This is a genomic window from Bacillus alveayuensis, from assembly GCA_030812955.1.
GTDB lineage: Bacteria > Bacillota > Bacilli > Bacillales > Aeribacillaceae > Bacillus_CB > Bacillus_CB alveayuensis.
This window is the reverse complement of the sequence record JAUSTR010000005.1, coordinates 20,457-41,591: the sequence shown is the minus strand read 5'-3', so window position 1 is coordinate 41,591 and position 21,135 is coordinate 20,457. Positions and strand designations below refer to the sequence as shown.

Annotated in this window: 21 protein-coding genes, 4 pseudogenes and 1 riboswitch; of the genes and pseudogenes, 24 read left to right on the top strand and 1 reads right to left on the bottom strand. The window is 34.9% G+C overall.

Features of this window, described 5'->3' with window-relative positions; translation table 11 throughout:
• Window positions 1–552: 552 nt before the first annotated feature.
• A riboswitch (cyclic di-GMP riboswitch) is annotated at window positions 553–637 on the top strand.
• Window positions 638–656: 19 nt separating this feature from the next.
• The 14 genes and pseudogenes from J2S06_RS08235 to J2S06_RS08170 all read left to right on the top strand — a co-directional run bounded on the left by J2S06_RS08235 (window position 657) and on the right by J2S06_RS08170 (window position 12,545).
• Window positions 657–785, top strand: a complete 129-nt coding sequence (locus J2S06_RS08235) for a hypothetical protein (protein WP_419151972.1) — start codon at window positions 657–659, stop codon at window positions 783–785.
• Window positions 786–1,083: 298 nt separating this feature from the next.
• Window positions 1,084–1,827 carry a YveK family protein gene (locus tag J2S06_RS08230; RefSeq protein ID WP_044747179.1) on the top strand — a complete coding sequence of 248 codons (744 nt, stop codon included), beginning with the start codon at window positions 1,084–1,086 and terminating at the stop codon, window positions 1,825–1,827.
• Window positions 1,817–2,527, top strand: coding sequence for a CpsD/CapB family tyrosine-protein kinase (locus J2S06_RS08225; RefSeq protein ID WP_419151971.1), 711 nt, complete (start codon window positions 1,817–1,819; stop codon window positions 2,525–2,527). Before J2S06_RS08230 ends, J2S06_RS08225 begins: the two co-directional genes overlap by 11 nt.
• A gap of 111 nt (window positions 2,528–2,638) precedes the next feature.
• Window positions 2,639–3,403 (top strand): tyrosine-protein phosphatase, encoded by a 765-nt coding sequence (locus tag J2S06_RS08220; RefSeq protein ID WP_419151970.1) that lies wholly within the window; start codon window positions 2,639–2,641, stop codon window positions 3,401–3,403.
• A 358-nt stretch (window positions 3,404–3,761) separates the two neighbouring features.
• A complete protein-coding gene (locus tag J2S06_RS08215; RefSeq protein WP_419151969.1) occupies window positions 3,762–4,124 on the top strand; it encodes a hypothetical protein in 363 nt (120 codons plus the stop codon).
• Window positions 4,125–4,241: 117 nt separating this feature from the next.
• Window positions 4,242–5,117 carry a UTP--glucose-1-phosphate uridylyltransferase GalU gene (gene galU / locus J2S06_RS08210; RefSeq protein WP_419151968.1) on the top strand — a complete coding sequence of 292 codons (876 nt, stop codon included), beginning with the start codon at window positions 4,242–4,244 and terminating at the stop codon, window positions 5,115–5,117.
• Window positions 5,118–5,167: 50 nt separating this feature from the next.
• On the top strand, window positions 5,168–5,842 hold the full coding sequence (locus tag J2S06_RS08205; RefSeq protein ID WP_419152043.1) for a sugar transferase: 675 nt from the start codon (window positions 5,168–5,170) through the stop codon (window positions 5,840–5,842).
• Between the two features lie 24 nt (window positions 5,843–5,866).
• A pseudogene (locus tag J2S06_RS08200) lies at window positions 5,867–6,291 on the top strand (NAD-dependent epimerase/dehydratase family protein); the annotation flags it as partial.
• 51 nt (window positions 6,292–6,342) lie between these two features.
• The gene (locus J2S06_RS08195) at window positions 6,343–6,450 is read left to right on the top strand and encodes a hypothetical protein (RefSeq protein ID WP_419152042.1); all 108 of its coding nucleotides are present in this window, start codon (window positions 6,343–6,345) and stop codon (window positions 6,448–6,450) included.
• A 174-nt stretch (window positions 6,451–6,624) separates the two neighbouring features.
• Window positions 6,625–7,740, top strand: coding sequence for a glycosyltransferase family 4 protein (locus J2S06_RS08190; protein WP_419151967.1), 1,116 nt, complete (start codon window positions 6,625–6,627; stop codon window positions 7,738–7,740).
• The gene (locus J2S06_RS08185) at window positions 7,718–8,995 is read left to right on the top strand and encodes a glycosyltransferase family 4 protein (protein ID WP_419151966.1); all 1,278 of its coding nucleotides are present in this window, start codon (window positions 7,718–7,720) and stop codon (window positions 8,993–8,995) included. Before J2S06_RS08190 ends, J2S06_RS08185 begins: the two co-directional genes overlap by 23 nt.
• Window positions 8,996–9,044: 49 nt before the next feature.
• Window positions 9,045–10,151: a glycosyltransferase family 4 protein gene (locus tag J2S06_RS08180; protein WP_419151965.1), complete on the top strand. Its 1,107-nt coding sequence runs from the start codon at window positions 9,045–9,047 to the stop codon at window positions 10,149–10,151.
• Window positions 10,152–10,176: 25 nt separating this feature from the next.
• A complete protein-coding gene (locus J2S06_RS08175) occupies window positions 10,177–11,196 on the top strand; it encodes a glycosyltransferase family 2 protein (protein ID WP_419151964.1) in 1,020 nt (339 codons plus the stop codon).
• Entirely contained in the window at window positions 11,187–12,545 is a 1,359-nt protein-coding gene (locus J2S06_RS08170; protein ID WP_419151963.1) for an O-antigen polymerase, read from the top strand. Before J2S06_RS08175 ends, J2S06_RS08170 begins: the two co-directional genes overlap by 10 nt.
• A gap of 533 nt (window positions 12,546–13,078) precedes the next feature.
• Here the strand turns inward: J2S06_RS08170 and J2S06_RS08165 are convergent.
• Window positions 13,079–13,429, bottom strand: coding sequence for a helix-turn-helix domain-containing protein (locus J2S06_RS08165; protein ID WP_419151962.1), 351 nt, complete (start codon window positions 13,427–13,429; stop codon window positions 13,079–13,081).
• Window positions 13,430–13,891: 462 nt separating this feature from the next.
• Here J2S06_RS08165 and J2S06_RS08160 point away from each other — a divergent pair.
• From J2S06_RS08160 to rfbD, 10 genes and pseudogenes are all read left to right on the top strand, one after another.
• A pseudogene (locus tag J2S06_RS08160) lies at window positions 13,892–14,187 on the top strand (IS3 family transposase); the annotation flags it as partial.
• 226 nt (window positions 14,188–14,413) lie between these two features.
• A complete protein-coding gene (locus J2S06_RS08155; RefSeq protein ID WP_419151961.1) occupies window positions 14,414–15,325 on the top strand; it encodes a sulfotransferase family protein in 912 nt (303 codons plus the stop codon).
• A 217-nt stretch (window positions 15,326–15,542) separates the two neighbouring features.
• Window positions 15,543–15,863: a hypothetical protein gene (locus tag J2S06_RS08150; protein ID WP_419151960.1), complete on the top strand. Its 321-nt coding sequence runs from the start codon at window positions 15,543–15,545 to the stop codon at window positions 15,861–15,863.
• A gap of 209 nt (window positions 15,864–16,072) precedes the next feature.
• A pseudogene (locus J2S06_RS08145) lies at window positions 16,073–16,192 on the top strand (adenylyl-sulfate kinase); the annotation flags it as partial.
• Window positions 16,193–16,537: 345 nt separating this feature from the next.
• Window positions 16,538–16,705 (top strand): annotated as a pseudogene (locus J2S06_RS08140) (adenylyl-sulfate kinase); the annotation flags it as partial.
• Window positions 16,706–16,779: 74 nt separating this feature from the next.
• Window positions 16,780–17,601 carry a 3'(2'),5'-bisphosphate nucleotidase CysQ gene (cysQ, locus tag J2S06_RS08135; RefSeq protein WP_419151959.1) on the top strand — a complete coding sequence of 274 codons (822 nt, stop codon included), beginning with the start codon at window positions 16,780–16,782 and terminating at the stop codon, window positions 17,599–17,601.
• A gap of 12 nt (window positions 17,602–17,613) precedes the next feature.
• Window positions 17,614–18,501, top strand: coding sequence for a glucose-1-phosphate thymidylyltransferase RfbA (gene rfbA / locus J2S06_RS08130; RefSeq protein ID WP_419151958.1), 888 nt, complete (start codon window positions 17,614–17,616; stop codon window positions 18,499–18,501).
• Between the two features lie 18 nt (window positions 18,502–18,519).
• The gene (gene rfbC / locus J2S06_RS08125; protein ID WP_419151957.1) at window positions 18,520–19,080 is read left to right on the top strand and encodes a dTDP-4-dehydrorhamnose 3,5-epimerase; all 561 of its coding nucleotides are present in this window, start codon (window positions 18,520–18,522) and stop codon (window positions 19,078–19,080) included.
• Window positions 19,080–20,093: a dTDP-glucose 4,6-dehydratase gene (rfbB, locus tag J2S06_RS08120; RefSeq protein WP_419151956.1), complete on the top strand. Its 1,014-nt coding sequence runs from the start codon at window positions 19,080–19,082 to the stop codon at window positions 20,091–20,093. Before rfbC ends, rfbB begins: the two co-directional genes overlap by 1 nt.
• Window positions 20,090–20,938: a dTDP-4-dehydrorhamnose reductase gene (rfbD, locus tag J2S06_RS08115; protein WP_419151955.1), complete on the top strand. Its 849-nt coding sequence runs from the start codon at window positions 20,090–20,092 to the stop codon at window positions 20,936–20,938. Before rfbB ends, rfbD begins: the two co-directional genes overlap by 4 nt.
• Window positions 20,939–21,135 lie beyond the last annotated feature (197 nt).

Here is a 21,135-nt window from a genome sequence, read left to right as displayed (position 1 = left end):
TCACGTCACGCTACAACGTGTAGCAAGCGTTTCGCTTGCTTGACAGTCAAAAAACTATCGTATAGTTAAGCAACAATCTTTTAGAAAAGTGCCAAAATAAAAGAACCGAAGTACGACAAAAAAATGACAATCGAGCGAACTGTATGATGAAGGGGATTGCTCAGCGATCTAAAAATCTAGTATAATTTTCGCATGGATTTGTTTAAAAATGTCAATAGAAAGGAACATTTGGAGAATGGAAGAAAAGACGATCAAACAAGAGGAATTCTTGAAAATTCTCCTAAACGCTTATGTAAAAGGTGAAACATTGACAAACTTAACAACAAAAGAGCTTTTGCAATTCATTGAATTTGACATCAAGAGGATGTATGCTTCATAAGTTTATAAAGACAAAAAAGACCGCACAAGCAGCGGTCTTTTGTCGTTGTGAGAAACAGATGTAAAACGGTTTTGTAGAACTATTTTACCGTTTAACATCGAGTCCATTTTCTCATTTTATGGATTTACCATATCGTTTTTGACATAAATGGCCGATAATCATAAATGGAGGTTCGTTGAAAAAGGCAAACATTGTGAAAACAATGGACGCAAAGCTACAGGGGCTAAAGCCGTTTGGGTAAGCCAGCCAGCTGCTTGAGACGAGGGGGGTAAAAGAAATGAGTTCATGGTTGACACCAGAGGAAATGGAAGCGAAAAAGGAAAGAAATAAAAAGCTTTTATATATTTCCATTCCATTATTGGCAATCCTTCTTGGTGCCGGAATAACGATGCTGCTCAATATATAAGTGAACAGGATGGAGGTGAATCCCATCCTTATTTTTTTGCCAATTAAGCAGCAAAGAAGTTAAAAATCAACGTAGTTGTAAGCTCTTTTTTAGCCGAAAAGGCTTGGCAACCGTCAATATTATTGTAAATGTTATGTAAAAAGTATTGAAAATATGGAAAAAGTGTAGGAAAGGAGAAGACAAAATTGTATAATAAATGACAGGACGATCGAGAAAACAATGGAAATTCATGTAGATTTATGTAGTTTTTCCTTTTATAATAGATTTTATCTATGAATCTAGTACGTTGGAGGTCATCATGGAAGAAACGATTAGTCTTAAGGAGCTATTTCAAACACTTCGGAAACGTCTCTCGCTCATCGTCATCATTACGGCGCTTGCGACGATGACAAGCGGAATTGTTAGCTATTTTGTCATTACACCGATTTATCAAGCATCCACGCAAATTTTAGTCAATCAAGCGAAAAATGATCAGCTCACTTTTCAATATAATGAAATCCAAACGAATTTGCAGCTTATTAATACATATAACGTCATCATTAAAAGTCCGGCGATATTAGATCTTGTCGTCGAGCAATTAGATTTACCGGAAACGATTGAACAATTAAATGAAAAAATTACGGTAAACAGTGAAAAGGATTCGCAAGTTGTGAATATTTCCGTACAAGATCCTGATCCAGAGCGAGCGGCAACGATTGCGAATACGATCGCAACCGTTTTCCAAAAAGAAATTAAAAATATTATGAACGTAGATAATGTGAACATTTTATCGAAAGCAGAAGTAAAAGAAAATCCATCACCGATTAAACCAAAGCCGATGTTAAATATGGCGATTGCCTTTGTTGTAGGCTTGATGACAGGAGTCGGAATTGCCTTTTTATTAGAATATTTAGATAACACTATTAAAACGGAACAAGATATTGAAAGAATACTAGAGCTGCCAGTTTTAGGTGCGATTTCGGAAATCGATGACGATATCGAACCGAGCAAGCAAACAGCTTATAGCAAATCAAGAGCAAGGGGAGAGTCATATGGCGCGTAAACGATTTTCAAACTCAAGAAAAGCATTTAAGCGGAATGAACGTTCTCTAATTGCAGCCCGAATGCCGAAATCCCCTGTATCAGAGCAGTATCGTACGGTGCGGACAAATATTCAGTATTCGGTTGTTGACGAAGAGGTTCGTTCGATCATCGTGACCTCTCCTGGTCCTGGTGAAGGGAAGTCGACGACAGCAGCCAACTTAGCGGTTGTGTTTGCCCAGCAAGGCAAAAAAGTGTTATTAGTTGATGCTGATTTACGAAAGCCAACCGTGCACTATACGTTTCGTGTTGAAAATATTTACGGGTTGACGAGAGTATTAACAAAGCAAGTGGCATTGGATGAAGCGGTCCAGCTTTGTGAGGTGGAAAACTTGCACATTTTATCAAGCGGTCCGATCCCGCCGAATCCAGCGGAGCTGTTGTCATCAAGAAGCATGAAGGAATTGTTGGAGGGAGTGTATTCCCTATATGATATCGTCATTTTTGATACACCGCCTGTTTTGGCTGTTGCCGATGCGCAAATTTTATCCAATCATGTCGATGCGTCGATTTTAGTCGTATCAAGCGGGAAAACGGAACAGGAAGCAGCACTTAAAGCAAAGGAGGCGTTAACGGTTGGAAAAAGCAAGCTGCTTGGGGTCGTCTTAAATGGGAAAAAGCGTAAGGATCATCATTACTACTACTATTATGGCGGGAAATAAGTCATCTATCAAAAGTCCCCTTCTTTGAAATATATCCAATGTATGGTAAAATGAATAAATGATTGCGAGGGAATAATATGCCAAAGTACCCATTTTTAGGAGGGACCCTTATTGATTGATTTACATTGTCATATTTTACCCGAATTGGATGATGGGGCGAAGCATTTGACTGAAAGCCTCGAAATGGCACGAAAAGCTGTCGAAGAAGGGATTACTGCTATTGTCGCGACCCCTCATCATAAGCATGAACGCTATGAAAATGAACGAGACATTGTCGAAAATCGAGTAAAAAAGCTCAAACTAGCCATTCAGAAAGAGGGAATTCCCTTAAACATTGCACCAGGGCAAGAGGTTCGTATTTACGGAGATTTACTGCAAGATTATGAATGTGAAAAAGTAATCGGATTAAATAACAGCTCGTACATTTTAATCGAATTTCCGTCTAACCATGTTCCGCGCTATGCCGAACAGCTTTTGTATGACATCGAAATGAAAGGCTTAACACCTATTATTGCCCATCCGGAACGAAATACCGAAATCGTGCAGCATCCAGATCTTTTGTACAAGTTAGTGAAAAAGGGGGCAATCGCCCAAATAACAGCGGGAAGTCTTGTTGGGCGTTTCGGAAAAAAAATTCAAAAGTTTTCATTAGATATCATCGAGGCTAGACTTGTCCATGTCATTGCCTCTGACGCACACAATGTGAAAAACCGCAGCTTCCATATGCAGGAGGCGTTTAATATGGTCGGTAAAGAATTTGGCAGCGAAGCCGTCTACTACTTCCGAGAAAATGCCGAATATATTTTTCAAAATGAAGCGATCTATAAAGAGCAGCCAGAGCGAGTGAAACGAAAAAAGTTTTTAGGACTTTTTTAACTCATTACATGATTCGTTTTAGTCGGAAATTTTTTGTCGGTATTTCCGACTAAATATTTTTCATCAGGTGATGTCTCTTTACCTTTATCAATAGAGGCACTCGGCCGCGCTGTGGGCGAGGACGATGACGGTCCTATTCGCCTTAGACGCCTGTCGTCGATGGCGCGGCGTGAGGGCGGGTTAGATGCCCGATCTTATCTATATTTTGGACATGTTATAATGGAAAAAAGGCAAATGAGGGTTGAAGATGAGTCTGGAATTAAGAGATTTGCTGCGCTTGATTTTGAAGGAAGAATGATAACCAATTCGAGAAAGACTAGACCGTGTTGAGCAAAATCAACAAAAGTCAAGTAGTGATGTGGAACAAATACAACAAACTCAACAAAAATTGAGCCACAATGTCGAACAAATTCAAGAAGTCCAACAAAAATTAAGCCGCAATGTTGAACTAATTCAGCAAACTCAACAAAAATTAGGCAACAGTGTTGGACAAATTCAACAAAAGCTAGAGAATGTGGAGCAAACACAGGAAAAAATCTTGGATGAAATCCGTATTGGAAAACAAAAACAAGCAGTAATGTTAAATGATATTACGGAATTTAAGCAGTCTGTTGACCTCTCGGTGAAGCAGCTAAAGAAGCAGGCGGAGTTAACACTTGATAAAGTACTTGAACAAGAAAAAGAATTGATAAAATTAAAAAGTCAATTGTATAGCCAATAAGTCCCAGCGAAGAGGGGCTATTTTTTATGTCCACATGCGAATCGACGTATGCTCTATTTACAAATAGACCATACGTCGGTTCGTATAGCAAAAATATGAAAGAAAGAGGGAGTCAATTTGAAAAAGGTAAGAAAAGCGATTATCCCAGCTGCCGGGCTTGGAACGAGATTTTTACCGGCAACAAAGGCAATGCCAAAAGAAATGCTGCCGATTGTCGATAAACCGACAATTCAATACATAGTAGAAGAAGCAGTCGAATCCGGAATTGAGGATATCATAATTGTCACCGGAAAAGGGAAAAGAGCGATTGAAGACCATTTTGACAACAACTTTGAACTTGAACATAATTTAGCGGAAAAAGAAAAATTCGAACTGTTGGAAAAAGTGCGGCAATCTTCCAAAGTGGACATCCACTACATCAGACAAAAAGAGCCAAAAGGGCTTGGACACGCTGTCTGGTGCGCGCGGAAGTTCATCGGCGACGAACCGTTTGCCGTGCTTCTAGGAGATGACATTGTGCAAGCGGACAAGCCTTGCTTGAAGCAGCTGATCGAAGAATACGAGAAAACGAGATCGTCCATCATCGGCGTACAGCCTGTCCCGGAAGAGGAAACGCACCGCTACGGCATCATCGAGCCGCTCGGACAAACCGGTCGCCGATACGAAGTGAAAAACTTCGTCGAAAAACCGGCTAAAGGAACAGCCCCGTCCAACCTTGCCATCATGGGCCGCTACATTTTGACGCCGGAAATTTTCTTGTTTTTGGAAGCACAAAAAATTGGCGCTGGCGGCGAAATTCAGCTGACGGACGCCATCCAAAAACTGGACGAAATCCAGCGCGTCTTCGCCTACAACTTTGAAGGAAAACGGTATGATGTTGGGGAGAAAATAGGTTTTATACAGACGACTATTGAATTTGCATTGCAGAATCAGGAGTTAAGAGAAGATCTTATTCAATTCATGGAGAAAATATTAAGCGATATGAAAGTATAAGAGAAATAAAGGGGGACGGGGAGTTGTCGAAGTCGAATTCTGTACAAAAAGTGTTTGCTTCTAATCACAGTGTAGAATACACTTCCTTTCAAAGTTTAGAAGATACATCTAAACTATACGCTATTACAAAAAGAACAATGGATATTGTCGGAGCAATCATTGGACTTATTTTAACAAGTCCGCTTTTTTTTATTATTAGCATCTTCTATTTATTCGGTGACTCGAAAGGACCGATTTTCTTCAAACAAATTCGTGTAGGGAAAAACGGAAAAAAATTTTATATTTATAAATTTCGCTCCATGCTTGTTAAAGCAGAGGAGAAACTGAAAGCAGATAAAGAACTTTATCAAAAATACGTAGAAAATAATTATAAGCTGGAACCTCATGAAGATCCTCGGATTACGAATTTAGGACGTTTTTTAAGAAAGACAAGTTTAGATGAAATTCCTCAATTAATTAATGTTTTAAAAGGAGAAATGAGTTTAGTAGGGCCGAGGCCAGTGGTTGAGGAAGAGTTGAAAGAGTATGGAATGAAAGTCTCAAAATTTTTATCTGTTAAACCAGGGATTACAGGGTATTGGCAAGTTAGCGGCAGAAGTAATGTTGGTTATCCAGAAAGAGTAGGTATTGAACTTTATTATGTATATAATCAATCTATTAAATTTGATTTAAAAATTTTGCTAAAGACTATTTTGATAGTTTTAACAAAAAAAGGAGCATATTAGTAAAAGTTCATAGGAGAGATGGACATGAAAAAAGAATCTAAAATTTATGTCGCAGGTCATCGTGGTTTAGTCGATTCTGCAATTTTACGTAAATTGCAGGCAGATGGCTATACCAATCTTGTTTATAGAACAAGCAAAGAATTAGATTTAAGAGATAGAAATCAAGTTGACCGATTTTTTGAAGAAGAAAAACCGGAATACGCTTTCTTGACGCAGCGAAAGTTGGCGGTATTGTTGCCAACAATGAATATCCAGCGGACTTTATCCGCGAAAATTTAATGATCCAAACGAACGTTATTGATGCGGCACATTGCAATGGTGTCAAAAAGCTGTTGTTCTTAGGAAGTACTTGCATTTATCCGAAATTTGCTCCACAACCGTTAAAAGAGGAATACTTGTTAACAGGCGAATTTGAGCCAACGAATGAACCAAATGCAATTGCAAAATTGCCGGTATTAAGAGATAAACTTACACAACTATGGAATGTGTTAAAAGGTGAAATGAGTTTAGTCGGAGCTAGACCTCCGCTTCCGAGAGAGGTCGAACAATATACTGAGTATGATAAACAATGGTTTCTTGTTATTCCTTGGTGTACAGGATTGTGGTAAGTGAGTGGGAGGAGTAATATTGGGTTATAGGAAATGGTGAGTTAGATTTAGAATTTATCATTAGTGGGAATATTTTCCTTGACTTAAAAATAAAACAGTTATAGTATTTGTAAGTTCTAAAGATGCTTATGAATCTAAACTGTATTAATAATATTGAAAGAAGGAGAGCTAATATTGACTTCAAAGTATAATGTACTTATAGATGGATACTATCTAAATAAGAATAGAGGTCTAGGAAGATATGTGAAAGAACTTCTTTTTTCTCTTGGAAAGTTTAACGATACGAATATAAATATTAGTGTAATGGTACCGAGCTCAATAAAGAGTGAAGAATTTATTTTTCCTGAGAAAATTAGTTATTTCACGTTTCCTAAATTACCCTTCCCTTTATGGGAACAATTACTAATTCCTTACATTGTAAAAAAAATGAAACCTGATGTATTTCACTCTCCATATAATACGAAACCGCTTTTATTTAATAAGGGTTTTCAATCACATGTTGTAACAATTCATGATCTAATGTATATGGAGGAAAGTCATAAGTCAGTAGGACTCTATCAAAAGATTGGCAATAAATATCGTAAATGGGTAGTTTCTCGAATAGTTGATAATGGACAAAAAATTGTGACTGTTAGTAAAAAATCAAAGAATGATATTATGAAACATCTTGGATTTGAATCCTCTTATATATACACGCCTGTTGAATATACTTACTCCTGTTTAAAAAATAAACAAATTAACATTAGAAGTAATAAAGAAAATTATTTTTTTCATGTAGGAGGTACAAGTCCTCATAAGAATACTGAAAAATGTATAAAAGCTTTTCTAGCTAGTGAACTAGAAGGTTATAAATTAATTGTTTCTGGAATGGGAAAAGAATGTGATTTATGTAAAAAATACGAATCTGAAAAAGTATATTTTACAGGGTGGATTTCAGATGAAGAGATTGCTGCTTATTATAAAAATGCCAAAGCAGTTGTTTTTCCTAGTTTAAAAGAGGGTTATGGGCTTCCAATAATAGAAGCTTTTACTTTTGGTATACCTGTAATTACTTCTAATTTAGATCCGATGATGGAAATAGCTGGGAATGCAGCCGTTTTTGTTAATCCATTTTCACTAGAAAGTATCTTAAATGCTCTAAATCGTATAGCTAAAGATGATGACTTAAGGAAACAATTGATAAAAAATGGACAAAAACGTATTGAACAAATAAGTTCGAAAAATATGGCGAAATCAATGTATAAAATTTACATGGGAGCAATAACAAATGAAAAAAGTTGTGTTTATTAGTTCTATCTTCCCAAAACCAGTAGATAATGGAAAAAAAGTTGTTATCTCAGGATTTATTAATTATTTACTTGAAAAGTATGGAGAGAAGAATATAGCATATATTTTACTGGATAGTCTAGATAATATTAGGGATTTACATTTGCCGTTTAATTTAATTCAACTTGGAAAAATAGGTGTTTTTCAACGCTTGTGGAACTTATTTTGGTATGCGATAGTTTTGAGAAAAAAAAGTATACAAGAATGCATGCTTTTTTCTCCTTTTAATCAAAAAAAACTTTTAAATATAATTAAGCAAATTAATCCAGACTTAATTATATTAGATACTTTTAGAGTGGGACAATATTTTGAGGATAAAGATAATATTAAGGCAAAAAAAGTTTTATATATGGAAGACTTATTTTCAATTAGGTACAAGAGAATGTTAGAAGTACATCAAAAGTTTTCTGATGTTGAATTAAATCCTTTAGGGAACTTTGCTAAATTTGTTCCAAGATTTTTAAGACCTTTTGTTAAGCTAACATTTTTACAAAAAATGCTATTAGCTTTTGAAAAAAATTTAGTGATGAAAAGGGAAAAAGAGATTGTAAATTCATTTGACTGTAACCTTTTGATCAATAGAGACGAAGCATTATTTTTAAGTAGTGAGACAGGGCTGAATAATATTAAGTCTGTAAAGCCTTTATTATATAAAACTAATAAATATGCGACTCGGCAATATAAAGGAGATCCAATATTTGTATTCTTAGGATCTTTAAAAATTCCACATAACTTATTTGCTATTAAAAATTTTATTGAATCGCAAATGGATAAGGTTATAGAAAAAGTTCCAAATGTAAAGTTAAGAATAATAGGAAAAGGGGCAAATGAAGACTTGCTCCAACTTGTTGAAGTATATAATAACTATATTAGTATAGAAGGTTATGTTGAAAATCTAGAAGAAGTATTTCGAGAGTCATGCGCTATGTTAGTCCCCCTACAGTTTGGGAGTGGAGTTAAATTAAAAAGTTTAGATGCATTATCTTATGGACTACCTGTTATATCGACAAGTATAGGCATGGAGGGGATACCAGTTGAAAATGGTATCAATTGCTTTATTGAAGATGATCTAGCAAAATTTCCAGACTTAATGAAAATTCTTTGGGATAAAAAAGCTAATGAAGAAATATCAAAACATGCAAGAGAATTTTATTTAAAGAACTACAGTAGAGATAAAGTTTTTAACGAGTATGACCAATTTTTTAGTTTCAAGATTTAATCACAATTCCTCAACTGTCCAAAAATTATTGAGTATAGTAGGGAGAGCTATGAAAATTATTATTAACGGCAATATATTAGATAAAAAACCTACTGGTGTTGGTGTATATACACAAAATATTATTAATAACCTTTCAAGAATAACTGATGAAATGCTAGTGTTCTCATGGAAAGGAGAACTAGATATTTCAACGGATCAACATGAAAATATCCCTTCCTCTATACTTCCTTCAAAAGGGATTAAAGGTAATATACTAAGGTTACTCTGGAATAACTTTGTTTTTCCTTTTAAAGTTTCTAAAAATAAAGGTGACGTTGTTCTATCTACAGTTCCTGAATCAATTGCTATAGGAAGAACCCCTTATATTGTAATAGTTTATGATGTAATACCACTTCTTTTTCCAGATTACTATAAAAATGGAAAATATATTTATAAATATTATATACCATTAGTATTGAAAAGAGCATCCAGAATTATTGCTGTATCAGAAAGTACAAAAAGGGATATTGTTAATATTTATGGAATTGATGATAGCAAGATAACTGTGGTTTATTGTGGATATAATAAAGAGCATTTCAAAAAAATTGATGATTCAACAGTAAAGAAGGTAAAAAATAAGTATAATTTAGACGACTATATCTTATATGTAGGTAATATTTTGCCTCATAAAAATATAAAAAAATTAGTTGAAGCTTATAAACTAGTTAACAGTTATTCTGGTGATCTAGTTTTAGTAGGATCGAAATCCGAAGTATATTTTAAAGAAATTCAATCAATTATTAAAGATTCTTCAATACAGAATCGTGTTAAATTTCTTGATTACGTACCGTACCACGATCTTCCGGCTCTTATTAGTGGGGCAAAATTATTTGTTTATCCCTCTTTGTATGAAGGATTTGGAATACCGTTATTAGAGGCTATGGCATGTGGAACACCAGTAATTACATCTAATGTATCTTCATTACCAGAGGTGGGGGGAGATGCAGCAGTTTATGTTGATCCTTATAATGAAAAAAAATTAGCTTATTCAATTGAAAAAGTACTAACAAATAAGGATCTTCAATTAGATATGGTAAGAAAAGGATTGGAGAGATGTAAATTTTTTTCATGGGAGAAGGCTGCGTATCAAATAGAAAAAGTAATTAAAGAAATATAATAGCGTATACATTGAGGTGCTACACGTGGATAAAATTTATCTTATTGTTTTGAACTGGAATAGATGGAAAGATACAATTGAGTGTTTACAAAGTATTTATGCTAATGATTATAATAACTATCAAGTTATTGTGGTTGACAATAATTCAAGTGATAATTCAATAGAATATATAAAAGAATGGTCTGAAGGTAAGTTAAAAGAATTTAAATTGGATAAGCCTATTTATTACAAAGAATTTATTATCCGAAAAGATGATAAACAATTGGAGTACATTGAAAAGAATACCGACAAAACAAAAGGTAATAATGAATCTAACCCTCTAATTTTAATTCAGACAAGGGAAAATTTAGGTTATGCAGGTGGAAATAATATTGGAATCAAGTATATTATGGAAAATGAACCAAACGCTTATGGGCTAGTTCTCAATAATGATACCATAATTCCTAAAAATTTTATTTCTAATGTTATAGATATACTTTTAAGAAATTCTGGTAAGAATATATCTGTTATGGGATTTCCTGCTTATAAATATGATAATCCAGAAGAAGCAGAGGTTATATATGTAAAAGAAAATATATTAAAGGGACCAGAGAAGGTAACATCTATTCCTAAAAAATTTAAGGGTGAGTTGATTAAATGTAAAAGTGTAGGTGGACATGCTATGTTAATCACTCCATCTTCACCTATTAAATTAATACCTGAACATTATTTCTTATACTATGAGGAAAGTGATTTTTGTAATCAGATTATTAATAACAATGGAAATATATACGTAAGTTTAAACACACCAGTTTATCATAAGCACTCAGGCACAGTTGGGCTTGACTCCCCAATACAGCTTTATTACGCAGGAAGAAACCTTTTATACTATATGAAGTTATACAGAAATGGAGTCTTATTTTTATTATTTCTTATATTAAAAACGTCAAAAACAATATTAAATGTTATGAAATACTTACTTAAAAGAGACTTATTACATGCGAAGGCTTTAATACGTGCTTATGTTGATTTCTTTTTAGGGAGAAGGGGCAAGCAATGGATTTAGGGGTTATGGCGTTAGAAGACATATATTTAATGAGTTTTATCCTTCTAACTTCTTGGGTGATTTTATTCTTTGCACGTGTAAATTTTTGCTTTATTCATATCATGTTAGCAGTATTAACTTTAAGCTTTATTGGTGTTTTTTTATATGGTTATCCCAATTTAAGGCCTAGTATTGTATTTGGAATCGGAATGAATATATTTAGTCTTGGAGTTTTTAGTGCAAAGCATATTTTTTTGCGTTCATCCAAGAGAATTAACATTCCAAAACTTAACATAAGTACTTTCAGTCAAAAAAAAGAAGCTTTAGTTTTACTTAGCTTTTCCATTCCAGTAATAATTGGAGCCTCTTTATTATTTGTTTTAGGAGGTATCCCGCTATTATCTAGTGAAGGAAATATAAGTCGTTTCACTGTAAGTGATGGTCTAGGTGTACCTACAAGGTTATTAAAATTTGGACTTCCTTTTCTTTTAATTATATCAGCCGTATACTGGCTAGGAATTAATAATCCTAAAAAGATTTTTAAGACTGTCTTTTTAATTTTACTATCTAGTATAGCAATCGGCTTTATATTATTAGGTAATAAAGGAGCTTTTTTGGTAATTGTTGAACTTCTTATTGCTATACTTACTACCCTTATAATACAGAGAAGAATAAAGAAAAAAGTATTTATGATTGTATCTGCATTAGCTGCATTAGGTATATATATTTCTATACTAATAACAAAACAAATATTAAATGTTGAAACTGGAGAAGCAACACAAATCATTTTAGAACGGATGACAGCGATTGCTGGTATGGGTTTTTATGAAATAGTTGAATATTATACACCATTACAGGGATTTCAACTTGGTTTGGGACAGTGGAATTCTTTTCTCGACTTTCTTTCTACTTTAAGGCTCTATCCACGTGGAGAAGTGACATTCTTAGGACTTGAATTAGCACATGCGGTATTAGGAGTTCCATTAGGAGTTCATGCTTTTATATTTCCAATAACAATTACTCCTTTCGGTGATTTTTATTATGATTTTGGAGTAGTTGGCGTAATATTTGGTGCTTTTATACTAGGGTTTCTTTCATTTTACTTATACTATAAAACTCTATTAACCGTTAAACCTATAAAGAAAGCTTTTTTAATATTTCTTCAATTTGAATTAATGAGCTATTCTTCTAAAGGATCACTATTTGGTTTAATTAATAATGAAATCTTATCAGTAATGTTAATCATGCTTATGTATATCATTTACCGAAATATTGTCTTGGAAATTCTCACTTCCGTTGGTAAAAAGAATTATAAAACCAATAATATCAAGTATTATAGTGCCAGGAACTTTTATATAGATTCGGATTAATATTCCGACATAACTACCTGTCTGATGTGTTGGAGCACTTTTTCTTGAAATTAAGCGAGGTGCTCCAGACGAAATAAATTGATTCTCTCAACTCCTTTCGAGTAGGATGAAACCGATTGGCAATGACACTCTCTTTCAGCCAGCCCCAAATTCGTTCAACTAACTTTAAATTGGCGAAGAGGGATTGTTCTTCATGCTCACGTAAAAAAAGCTGAAGAACTTTTGCATTATGAATTTTGGAGTGTTCCAAGACCATCACGACATGTTGATCTGGATACTGAACGAATGTAATATTGAAGAAACTGCAGAAAAGCCTGTGCATTGCATTGATTCGTTTCCATAAAGAGAAATCCACCCGATTCGATATTGATACCATCTAATAAGCTGGTCGTTGCGTGGTGTCCATACGTAGCGATTTGTTTTTGACGCCCTTTGGCACTCTAGGTGGTACGAAGAGCTTGGTCATCCCGAAAACGACTTTCATCTTCATAATTTTGACCGTGTTGTCGACAAGTTTTTTATGAGGTCCATTTCTATTGAAACTCTTTTTGTTTTTGAGGATTGGTCCGTTTGAGGGTATACATAGGACATGTATAGCGAAATCCCCATCGATGAAGCATGTCAAAAATATCGCCACGGGACATGGTGACGGAAAATTTCTTTTCTAACACATGTTGATTGATCTGTGTATTACAACAAGTTTCGATGCCGTATCCCTCATCTGTAGGAGTGCTTTTTTCCAGCATCTTTTTTAATTTATGTTCTTCGTCTGAAGACAGATACGACTTTCTACCTAGAGTGTACTGAAGTTCTAATAGCGTATCCATGCCACCTTGATGAAACTTTTTGAATGTAATTGAAACGGTTTCAAGATGGATATTCAAAAGCTCAGCAACCTAGATTCCTAAGTAGCTTTGCATAATGAGACGAATCACCGCAATTCGTTTAGCCATTTTCACATTTTTCCTGTTCTTGAAGACGTTCAATGATCCAACCATGATTGTACGTTACTTGTAATCTTTTTTTCTTCATTATTCATCCGCTCCTTTGATTCAACTGTTTAGGAGCAGTATCGACAAGGTTAGGTATTGGTTAAACATGTCGGAATTTTAACTGAAATATATAGATAGGGGATATATGATGCTAGTATAGATTCATGGACACATCTTAGTTAAGTGACTAAAATAATCACTAGGAGGATGTATCTAATGGAAAACAAAAATACAGGAAAAAAATTTAATGACGACTTCAAAAGAACAGTGGTTGATCTTCTATATCATTCAGGGAGCTCAGTTAAGGAACTAAGCAGCGAATATAGCGTATTTGGAGATCCGGCCATAAAACTGAATCTGGGTTCGCAATACACAAGCGATGAGTTTAAAAACTATTTAAATCTCTTAATATGAAGCAATCCTTTAGCCGCAAGCGCAAGGGATGTCCTTATGATAATAACTGTATTGAGTCATTTCATGCCATTTTAAAGAAAGAAGAAGTTAACCACGTTCAATATCTCGACTATGAATCAGCAAGACTCGCATTATTTAGATACATTGAAGGCTGGTATAACCGCAAACGAATACACGGAAGTATTAGTTATATGACACCACAAGAATTAGAAAATCAAATTAGGGGCATAGCATAATCCACTGCTCTACCATCAAAGCCACGGCTTTACATGGGGAGGCGGGTGTGGTAAGCTTGTTTGCTTGGCGAATCATGCCCGTAGAGGCTCCATGTCAAGCCTCCCTGGGTCAGCATAAAACCTTTGTAATAACATCTGTTCGCTTAACTTTTTTGTGTCTAAAATATTGACTTAGATCCAATTATTATATTTTAGAGTATATTAAAGGAAATAGGAGTGGCTAACATTGAAACCAAACTTTTTATGTGTTGGTGCCCAGAAATCCGGAACTACTACATTACACGATTTACTTATACAACATCCAGATATCTATTTACCTACTGTTAAGGAAACCAAATTTTTTCAAGATAATAAAAAATTTGAGCAAGGCATTGATTTTTATGAAAAAATGTATTTTTCGCGTTGTAAAAGTGCAAAGGCAGTTGGGGAAATAGACCCAGAATATATGTACTTTGAAGAGGTTCCAGAAAGAATATATAAATCACTTGGAAAAGATATTAAAATAATTTTCATGCTAAGGAATCCTGCGGATAGAGCATATTCACATTATTTGATGAGCTACAGAAGGGATTATGAAAAACATAGTTTTATAGAAGCAATTAATCTAGAAAGAGAGCGAATCAGTCTGGGGGATTTTGAAAAGAACCATTTTAGCTATGTAGATAGAGGTTTTTATGCAAAGCAAATAAAACGTTATCTTAAGTATTTTCCATTGGAGAATATGAAATTTATAATATTTGAAGAATTTGTGAAGAACAAAAAAAGTGTCCTTTCTGATATTTTTAGTTTTTTAGGAGTATCACAAGATGTAGATATCCAGACAGATTTAAAAAGTAATGAAGCAGGTGAACCCAAATTTAAATTTCTAAGAGATTTTATATATAAGCCTAATTATTTCAAACCTTTAAAAAGGTTTGGTCGAATATTTTTCCCAACGCAACAGTCTAGAGATAATTTTCTAAGGTATTTAGACAAAATTAATCAAGGTCCTCTAAAATCTATACCTAAGTCGTTAGCTCTTGATATAAGAGAAAAGCTTATAAACATCTTTTTTGATGATATTAAAGAATTGGAAAATATTATTGGGATTAATCTTGGTATTTGGTTAGACGATAAACGAGCAGTACACAAACAATAGAAGTACAGGTGATTCCTGTCCTAGTCCAATAGTAAAGGACCACATTATGGACAAGAATACACTAATTTCGTCATTTGGTAAATGGGTTTCACCCATAAATTTTAAAAAATTTTGAACATGTTGAAAATGGTAAACAAGATTACTACATCAAGAAACAGAGGCTTTTATTAAACTTCTTCTTTTTGCTCAGTTGCATGAAACCGAGAGTTTACAAGCCATGAGTGATGCACTACTTAATGAAGATCTACAAAAAACACTTGGATTTGAATCGATAAGTGCCTCTCAATTATCACGAAACAACAATGAAATCAATCCAGAAATTCTTTCAACCCTATTCATGGATCTTGTTTATCAAATTCAACAAATCCACTTTAAAAATAGAAAGAACATGCCATTAAAGATCATTGATTCAAGTACACTACCGCTTAACTTAACCCATTACAAATGGGCAAAAATCGTAAAACAAAAGCGGGAGAAAAACTTCATTTACGACTTGTGTTCATGGACAAGGACACCGAACGATCTAGTACATAATTAAAGAATTGTTGCTGTCACTCTTGCACTAGATGTATATATTTTACCAAATGGACAGAGTCACCTTTTCTTTAGGTTTTGTCCTTTTGGCTCTAATTCACGAATAAATATTTACTGAAAATTTAGACTATATTTATGCAACGCTAGTGATTATAACTATGGAATTTATTTAATACAAAGTAGACATAGATCTGAACTGAAAAAATACGGAACATTTCTCCATACCGTGAGGACCGCAAAATGGTTCGTCAACTTCTTGGTGAAAAAGAGTTTATTGAAATCTATGTAAAATGTAGTTTAGAAGAGTGTGAAAGACGCGATCCAAAAGGAATACAACACTTTTATGTCCGTTTAATTTTTGTCTGTCTTCTTTTGTTACTTTTGAATGATGCCATACAATATTTGTCGCTTTCATTACACTTTAACTCCTTTTTACGATATCCATACTAAATGAACAATCCAAATCGATAGAATCATCACAATTAAGCTGAGTGGTGTTCCTAGTATGATTTTATGGAAATTTATTCAAAAGTAAAGCTGGATGTTCAAAAATTGAATTTTTAGGTCTAGGCGTAGCTCAAAGTATTCTTTTGTTGCTACAGGCTTTACTTTAATCTTAATATTTACCTAGATTCAATATTTCTATCCTAAATTAATTCTATGAACAGCTGAACATGGTTATACAAAAAAGCAAGAGCTGGAGAAATTAAAGGATTTACAGGAATCGATGATCCGTATGAAGAACCGGAAAATCCAGAGTTGGTAGTTGAGACGGATAAACAATCGTTAGAAGAGTCGGTAAAACAAATTATTACTTATCTTGAGAAAAATGGGTATCTGAACTAATACTAGGGAGAGGTTACTTACTGTATGTGAAATGTGAATGACTTCTTATATTTTTTACGAAAGAGGTTTTTTAAATGGTAGAAAACATTCAATTGATAGATTTGTTAAAGATTTCTCTAGATGCTGGTAAAGAGATTTTACAAGTATATAAAAATAACTTTGGTATAGAAAGTAAAGAAGACCACTCTCCTCTTACATTAGCTGATAAAAAGTCGCATGAAATTATTGTTAAGGGATTAAGTTCCTTATATCCAAATATTCCTGTGTTAAGTGAAGAAGGAAAGTCTATTCCATTCGAAACTCGTAAAGAGTGGAACTATTTTTGGCTTGTTGATCCGTTAGATGGAACAAAGGAATTTATTAAGAAAAACGGGGAATTTACGGTTAATATCGCATTAATAGAAGCTGGAAAGCCAGTTTTCGGTATCATTTATGCACCTGTACTAGATACGGCATATTTTGCGAAAAAAGGCATCGGTTCTTTTAAACTCGTAAACGCGAGTACAGTAGAAGTACAAGACGATTTAGAGCTAGTGAATGCTTCAGCAAGACTTTCGCTTGCAATAAAGAAAGAAAAAATATCTGTCGTAGCAAGCCGCTCACATTTATCGCCAGAAACAGAGAAATACATCCATCAAATGAAAGAGAAATATGGAGAAGTAGATATTACTTCAGCAGGCAGTTCGTTAAAGTTATGCTTGGTCGCAGAAGGAAAAGCGGATGTATATCCGCGATTTGCGCCGACAATGGAGTGGGATACGGCTGCTGGGCAGGCGATTGTCGAGCAGGTAGGTGGAAGAGTAGTTAAAACTGATGGAAAACCGCTAAGATATAACAAGGAAAACCTTTTAAATCCATGGTTTGTTGTAGAGAAAACAAGCCTTTTTAGCATGTGAGGTGTGAAAATTATGAAAGGCATCATCTTGGCTGGAGGAAGTGGTACTCGCCTTTATCCGTTAACGAAAGCGGTATCTAAACAATTATTGCCTATCTATGATAAACCGATGATTTATTATCCTTTATCCGTATTAATGTTGGCGGGTATCCGTGATATTATGATTATTTCTACTCCAAGCGATACACCGCGTTTTCGAGAACTTCTAGGAGATGGATCGGACTTAGGAATTTCGTTATCCTATGCCGTTCAACCGTCGCCAGATGGTCTTGCACAAGCATTTATTATTGGAGAAGAGTTTATCGGTGATGATAATGTTGCATTGATTTTAGGAGACAATCTGTTTTATGGTCATGGGTTAACAAATTTATTACAAAAGGCTGTGGAACGGAAAACGGGAGCGACGGTGTTTGGATATTACGTAAACGATCCAGAACGTTTCGGCGTTGTAGAGTTTGATGAAAAAGGAAGAGCAATTTCTATTGAAGAAAAACCAAAACATCCTAAGTCCAATTATGCAGTAACAGGGCTATATTTTTATGACAATCGAGTTATACAATTTGCGAAAAATATTAAGCCTTCTGGACGTGGTGAGTTAGAAATTACCGATGTTAACAAAAAATATTTAGAGCTTTCCGAATTGCATGTTGAAATTTTGGGTCGCGGTTTTTCATGGTTAGACTCTGGTACTCATGAATCACTGCTGGAAGCATCACAATTTATTGAAACTATTGAAAAACGTCAGAGTTTAAAGGTTGCTTGTCTTGAAGAAATAGCTTATTTAAAAGGGTATATTGATAGAGAACAATTATTAAAGTTAGCTGAGCCGTTAAAGAAAAATCAGTACGGTCAATATTTAATTGATATTGCAAACCAGAAAAGACGACTAATCTATTTTTAAAATGATGGGGTGTTTATAATGAAAGTGATCGAGTCTTCACTGCCCGGTGTGTTATTGATTGAACCAAAAGTGTTCGGTGATCACCGGGGGTTTTTTATGGAAAGCTACAATAAAAAGCTTTTTGCGGAATATGGTCTTGATTTCGACTTTATTCAAGATAACCATTCGTTATCCAGACAAGCGGGAACGATCCGCGGACTTCATTATCAGTTAAATCCAAAGGCGCAAACGAAACTCGTTCGCGTTACTCGAGGAGCTATCTACGATGTTATTGTCGATATTCGCAAAGGTTCGCCGATGTTTGGCAAACGGCAAGGTTTTATTTTAAGCGCGGAGAATAAACGGCAATTGCTTGTGCCAAAAGGGTTTGCGCACGGTTTCTGTACATTAGTGGAAAATACAGAGGTACAATATAAAGTGGATGAATACTATTCTCCAGAACATGATCGTGGCATTCTTTGGAATGATCCGGCGTTAGGAATTGACTGGCCGACTGCGAATCCAATTCTTTCTGGCAAAGACACGAAACATCCGCTATTAGCAGATGCCGAAATCAACTTTGAATGGGAGAGACAGTAATGAATCTTTTAGTTACAGGTGGAGCAGGTTTTATCGGCAGCAACTTTGTCCATTACATGCTTGAGAAATATCCAAATTATAAAGTAGTCAATTATGATTTATTAACCTATGCGGGTAAATTGGAAAACTTAAAGGATGTTGAAAATCACCCGAACTATACATTTGTAAAAGGGGATATCAATAACCGTGAGCTAGTGGATTATCTTGTTAAAACGCACGAGATTGACGTTATTGTGAACTTTGCGGCGGAATCGCATGTAGACCGCAGTATTACAGATCCTGATATTTTCGTAAAAACAAATGTATTAGGCACGCAAGCGTTATTGGATGTGGCGAAAGCCAACCATATTAAAAAATATGTGCAGATTTCAACGGATGAAGTGTACGGTACACTTGGAGAAACGGGATATTTTACAGAAGAAACACCATTAGCACCAAACAGCCCTTATTCAGCAAGTAAAGCTGGTGGAGACCTACTTGTAAGAGCGTATCATGAAACGTATGGGCTAAATGTGAATATTACGAGATGTTCCAATAACTATGGACCATATCACTTCCCTGAAAAACTCGTTCCGTTAATGATAACGAATGTGTTGGAAGGGAAAGAACTTCCGATTTACGGTGACGGTCAAAATATTCGTGACTGGCTGCATGTAAAAGACCATTGTGCGGGGATTGATTTAGTGATTCATAAAGGTAGACCTGGTGAGGTATACAATATTGGTAGTCATAATGAACGGACGAATAATGAAATCGTACATTTAATTGTTGAAAAACTAGGTGTTTCAAAAGACTTAATTAAATATGTTGCCGATCGACCGGGCCACGACCGTCGTTATGCGATTAATCCAACAAAAATTATGACCGAGCTTGGTTGGAAGCCGCAATATACCTTTGAAAAGGGTATCGCTGAAACGATTCAATGGTATATCGATAACCAAGAATGGTGGAAAAATATTAAATCCGGTGAATATATGAACTACTACCAAAAACAGTATGGTGACAAGCTATGAAAGTGGTTGTAACAGGCGCAAAAGGTCAACTTGGTACAAATTTAGTCCATTTACTAGCTGATCGAGGATATGAAGGTTATGGTTATGGACGAGAAGAGTTAGATATAACAAAATTTGACCAAGTAAAACAGGTTATTACGAAAGCTCGCCCTGATGTTGTCATTCATGCTGCAGCGTATACAAAAGTCGATTTAGCGGAATCTGATCCGGATCAAGCATTTTTAATTAATGCATATGGAACAAGGAATGTTGCAGTAGCATCAGAAGCAGTGGGATCTAAACTTGTCTATATCAGTACCGATTATGTCTTTGATGGAATGGCGAATGAACCATATAAAGAATTTGCCCCGACAAACCCGCTTAGCGTATATGGGAAAAGCAAATTGGCCGGCGAGCAGTTTGTTCGTGATTTACACTCTAGGTTTTTTATCGTGAGAACTTCTTGGGTGTATGGGAAGCATGGGAATAATTTTGTGAAAACAATGTTAAAGCTGGCCGAAGAACGGGATGAATTGATGGTTGTCCACGATCAAGTTGGCTGTCCGACGTATACAGTAGATTTAGCCAATTGCATTTTGGAACTGATTCAAACAGAAAAATATGGCGTTTACCATGTTTCCAATTCTGGTCATTGTTCTTGGTATGAGTTTGCGAAAGCAATTTTTGAGGAAGCTGGGATAAAAGTTAAAGTAAATCCTTGTAAAAAGAAAGATTTTCCAAGACCAGCGCCAAGACCGTCGTATTCAGTGTTTGAGCATATGGCTCTTAGATTGAATGGATTTACTAAAATGAGGTATTGGAGAGAAGCATTAAGTGAATTTATTTGTCAATTGAATTTTATATAAGTTGCAATAAAGAATTTCCGATTTTTCGTTTCCGTTTTCATCTCCATACAAGCCGATATGATATAACGTGGCGAGTGATCAGCTGGATGTAAACAAAATTTCAACGTATTTAGTTAAATTGTAGACACTACAACAGTAAAAGTTAAAATGTAAGTAACTATTTATATTTTTAAAATGATAAGGGGAGAGATATAATA

What these genes read in the sequence shown, in the direction of transcription:
- J2S06_RS08185 (WP_419151966.1), top strand. Translation starts at nt 7,718, where the DNA reads ATGAAAAAAGTTGTGTTTATTAGTTCTATCTTCCCAAAACCAGTAGAT.
- J2S06_RS08225 (WP_419151971.1), top strand. Translation starts at nt 1,817, where the DNA reads ATGGCGCGTAAACGATTTTCAAACTCAAGAAAAGCATTTAAGCGGAAT.
- cysQ (WP_419151959.1), top strand. Translation starts at nt 16,780, where the DNA reads ATGGTAGAAAACATTCAATTGATAGATTTGTTAAAGATTTCTCTAGAT.
- rfbD (WP_419151955.1), top strand. Translation starts at nt 20,090, where the DNA reads ATGAAAGTGGTTGTAACAGGCGCAAAAGGTCAACTTGGTACAAATTTA.
- rfbB (WP_419151956.1), top strand. Translation starts at nt 19,080, where the DNA reads ATGAATCTTTTAGTTACAGGTGGAGCAGGTTTTATCGGCAGCAACTTT.
- rfbA (WP_419151958.1), top strand. Translation starts at nt 17,614, where the DNA reads ATGAAAGGCATCATCTTGGCTGGAGGAAGTGGTACTCGCCTTTATCCG.
- J2S06_RS08170 (WP_419151963.1), top strand. Translation starts at nt 11,187, where the DNA reads ATGGATTTAGGGGTTATGGCGTTAGAAGACATATATTTAATGAGTTTT.
- rfbC (WP_419151957.1), top strand. Translation starts at nt 18,520, where the DNA reads ATGAAAGTGATCGAGTCTTCACTGCCCGGTGTGTTATTGATTGAACCA.
- J2S06_RS08195 (WP_419152042.1), top strand. Translation starts at nt 6,343, where the DNA reads ATGAGTTTAGTCGGAGCTAGACCTCCGCTTCCGAGAGAGGTCGAACAA.
- J2S06_RS08230 (WP_044747179.1), top strand. Translation starts at nt 1,084, where the DNA reads ATGGAAGAAACGATTAGTCTTAAGGAGCTATTTCAAACACTTCGGAAA.
- J2S06_RS08150 (WP_419151960.1), top strand. Translation starts at nt 15,543, where the DNA reads ATGAGTGATGCACTACTTAATGAAGATCTACAAAAAACACTTGGATTT.
- J2S06_RS08235 (WP_419151972.1), top strand. Translation starts at nt 657, where the DNA reads ATGAGTTCATGGTTGACACCAGAGGAAATGGAAGCGAAAAAGGAAAGA.
- J2S06_RS08180 (WP_419151965.1), top strand. Translation starts at nt 9,045, where the DNA reads ATGAAAATTATTATTAACGGCAATATATTAGATAAAAAACCTACTGGT.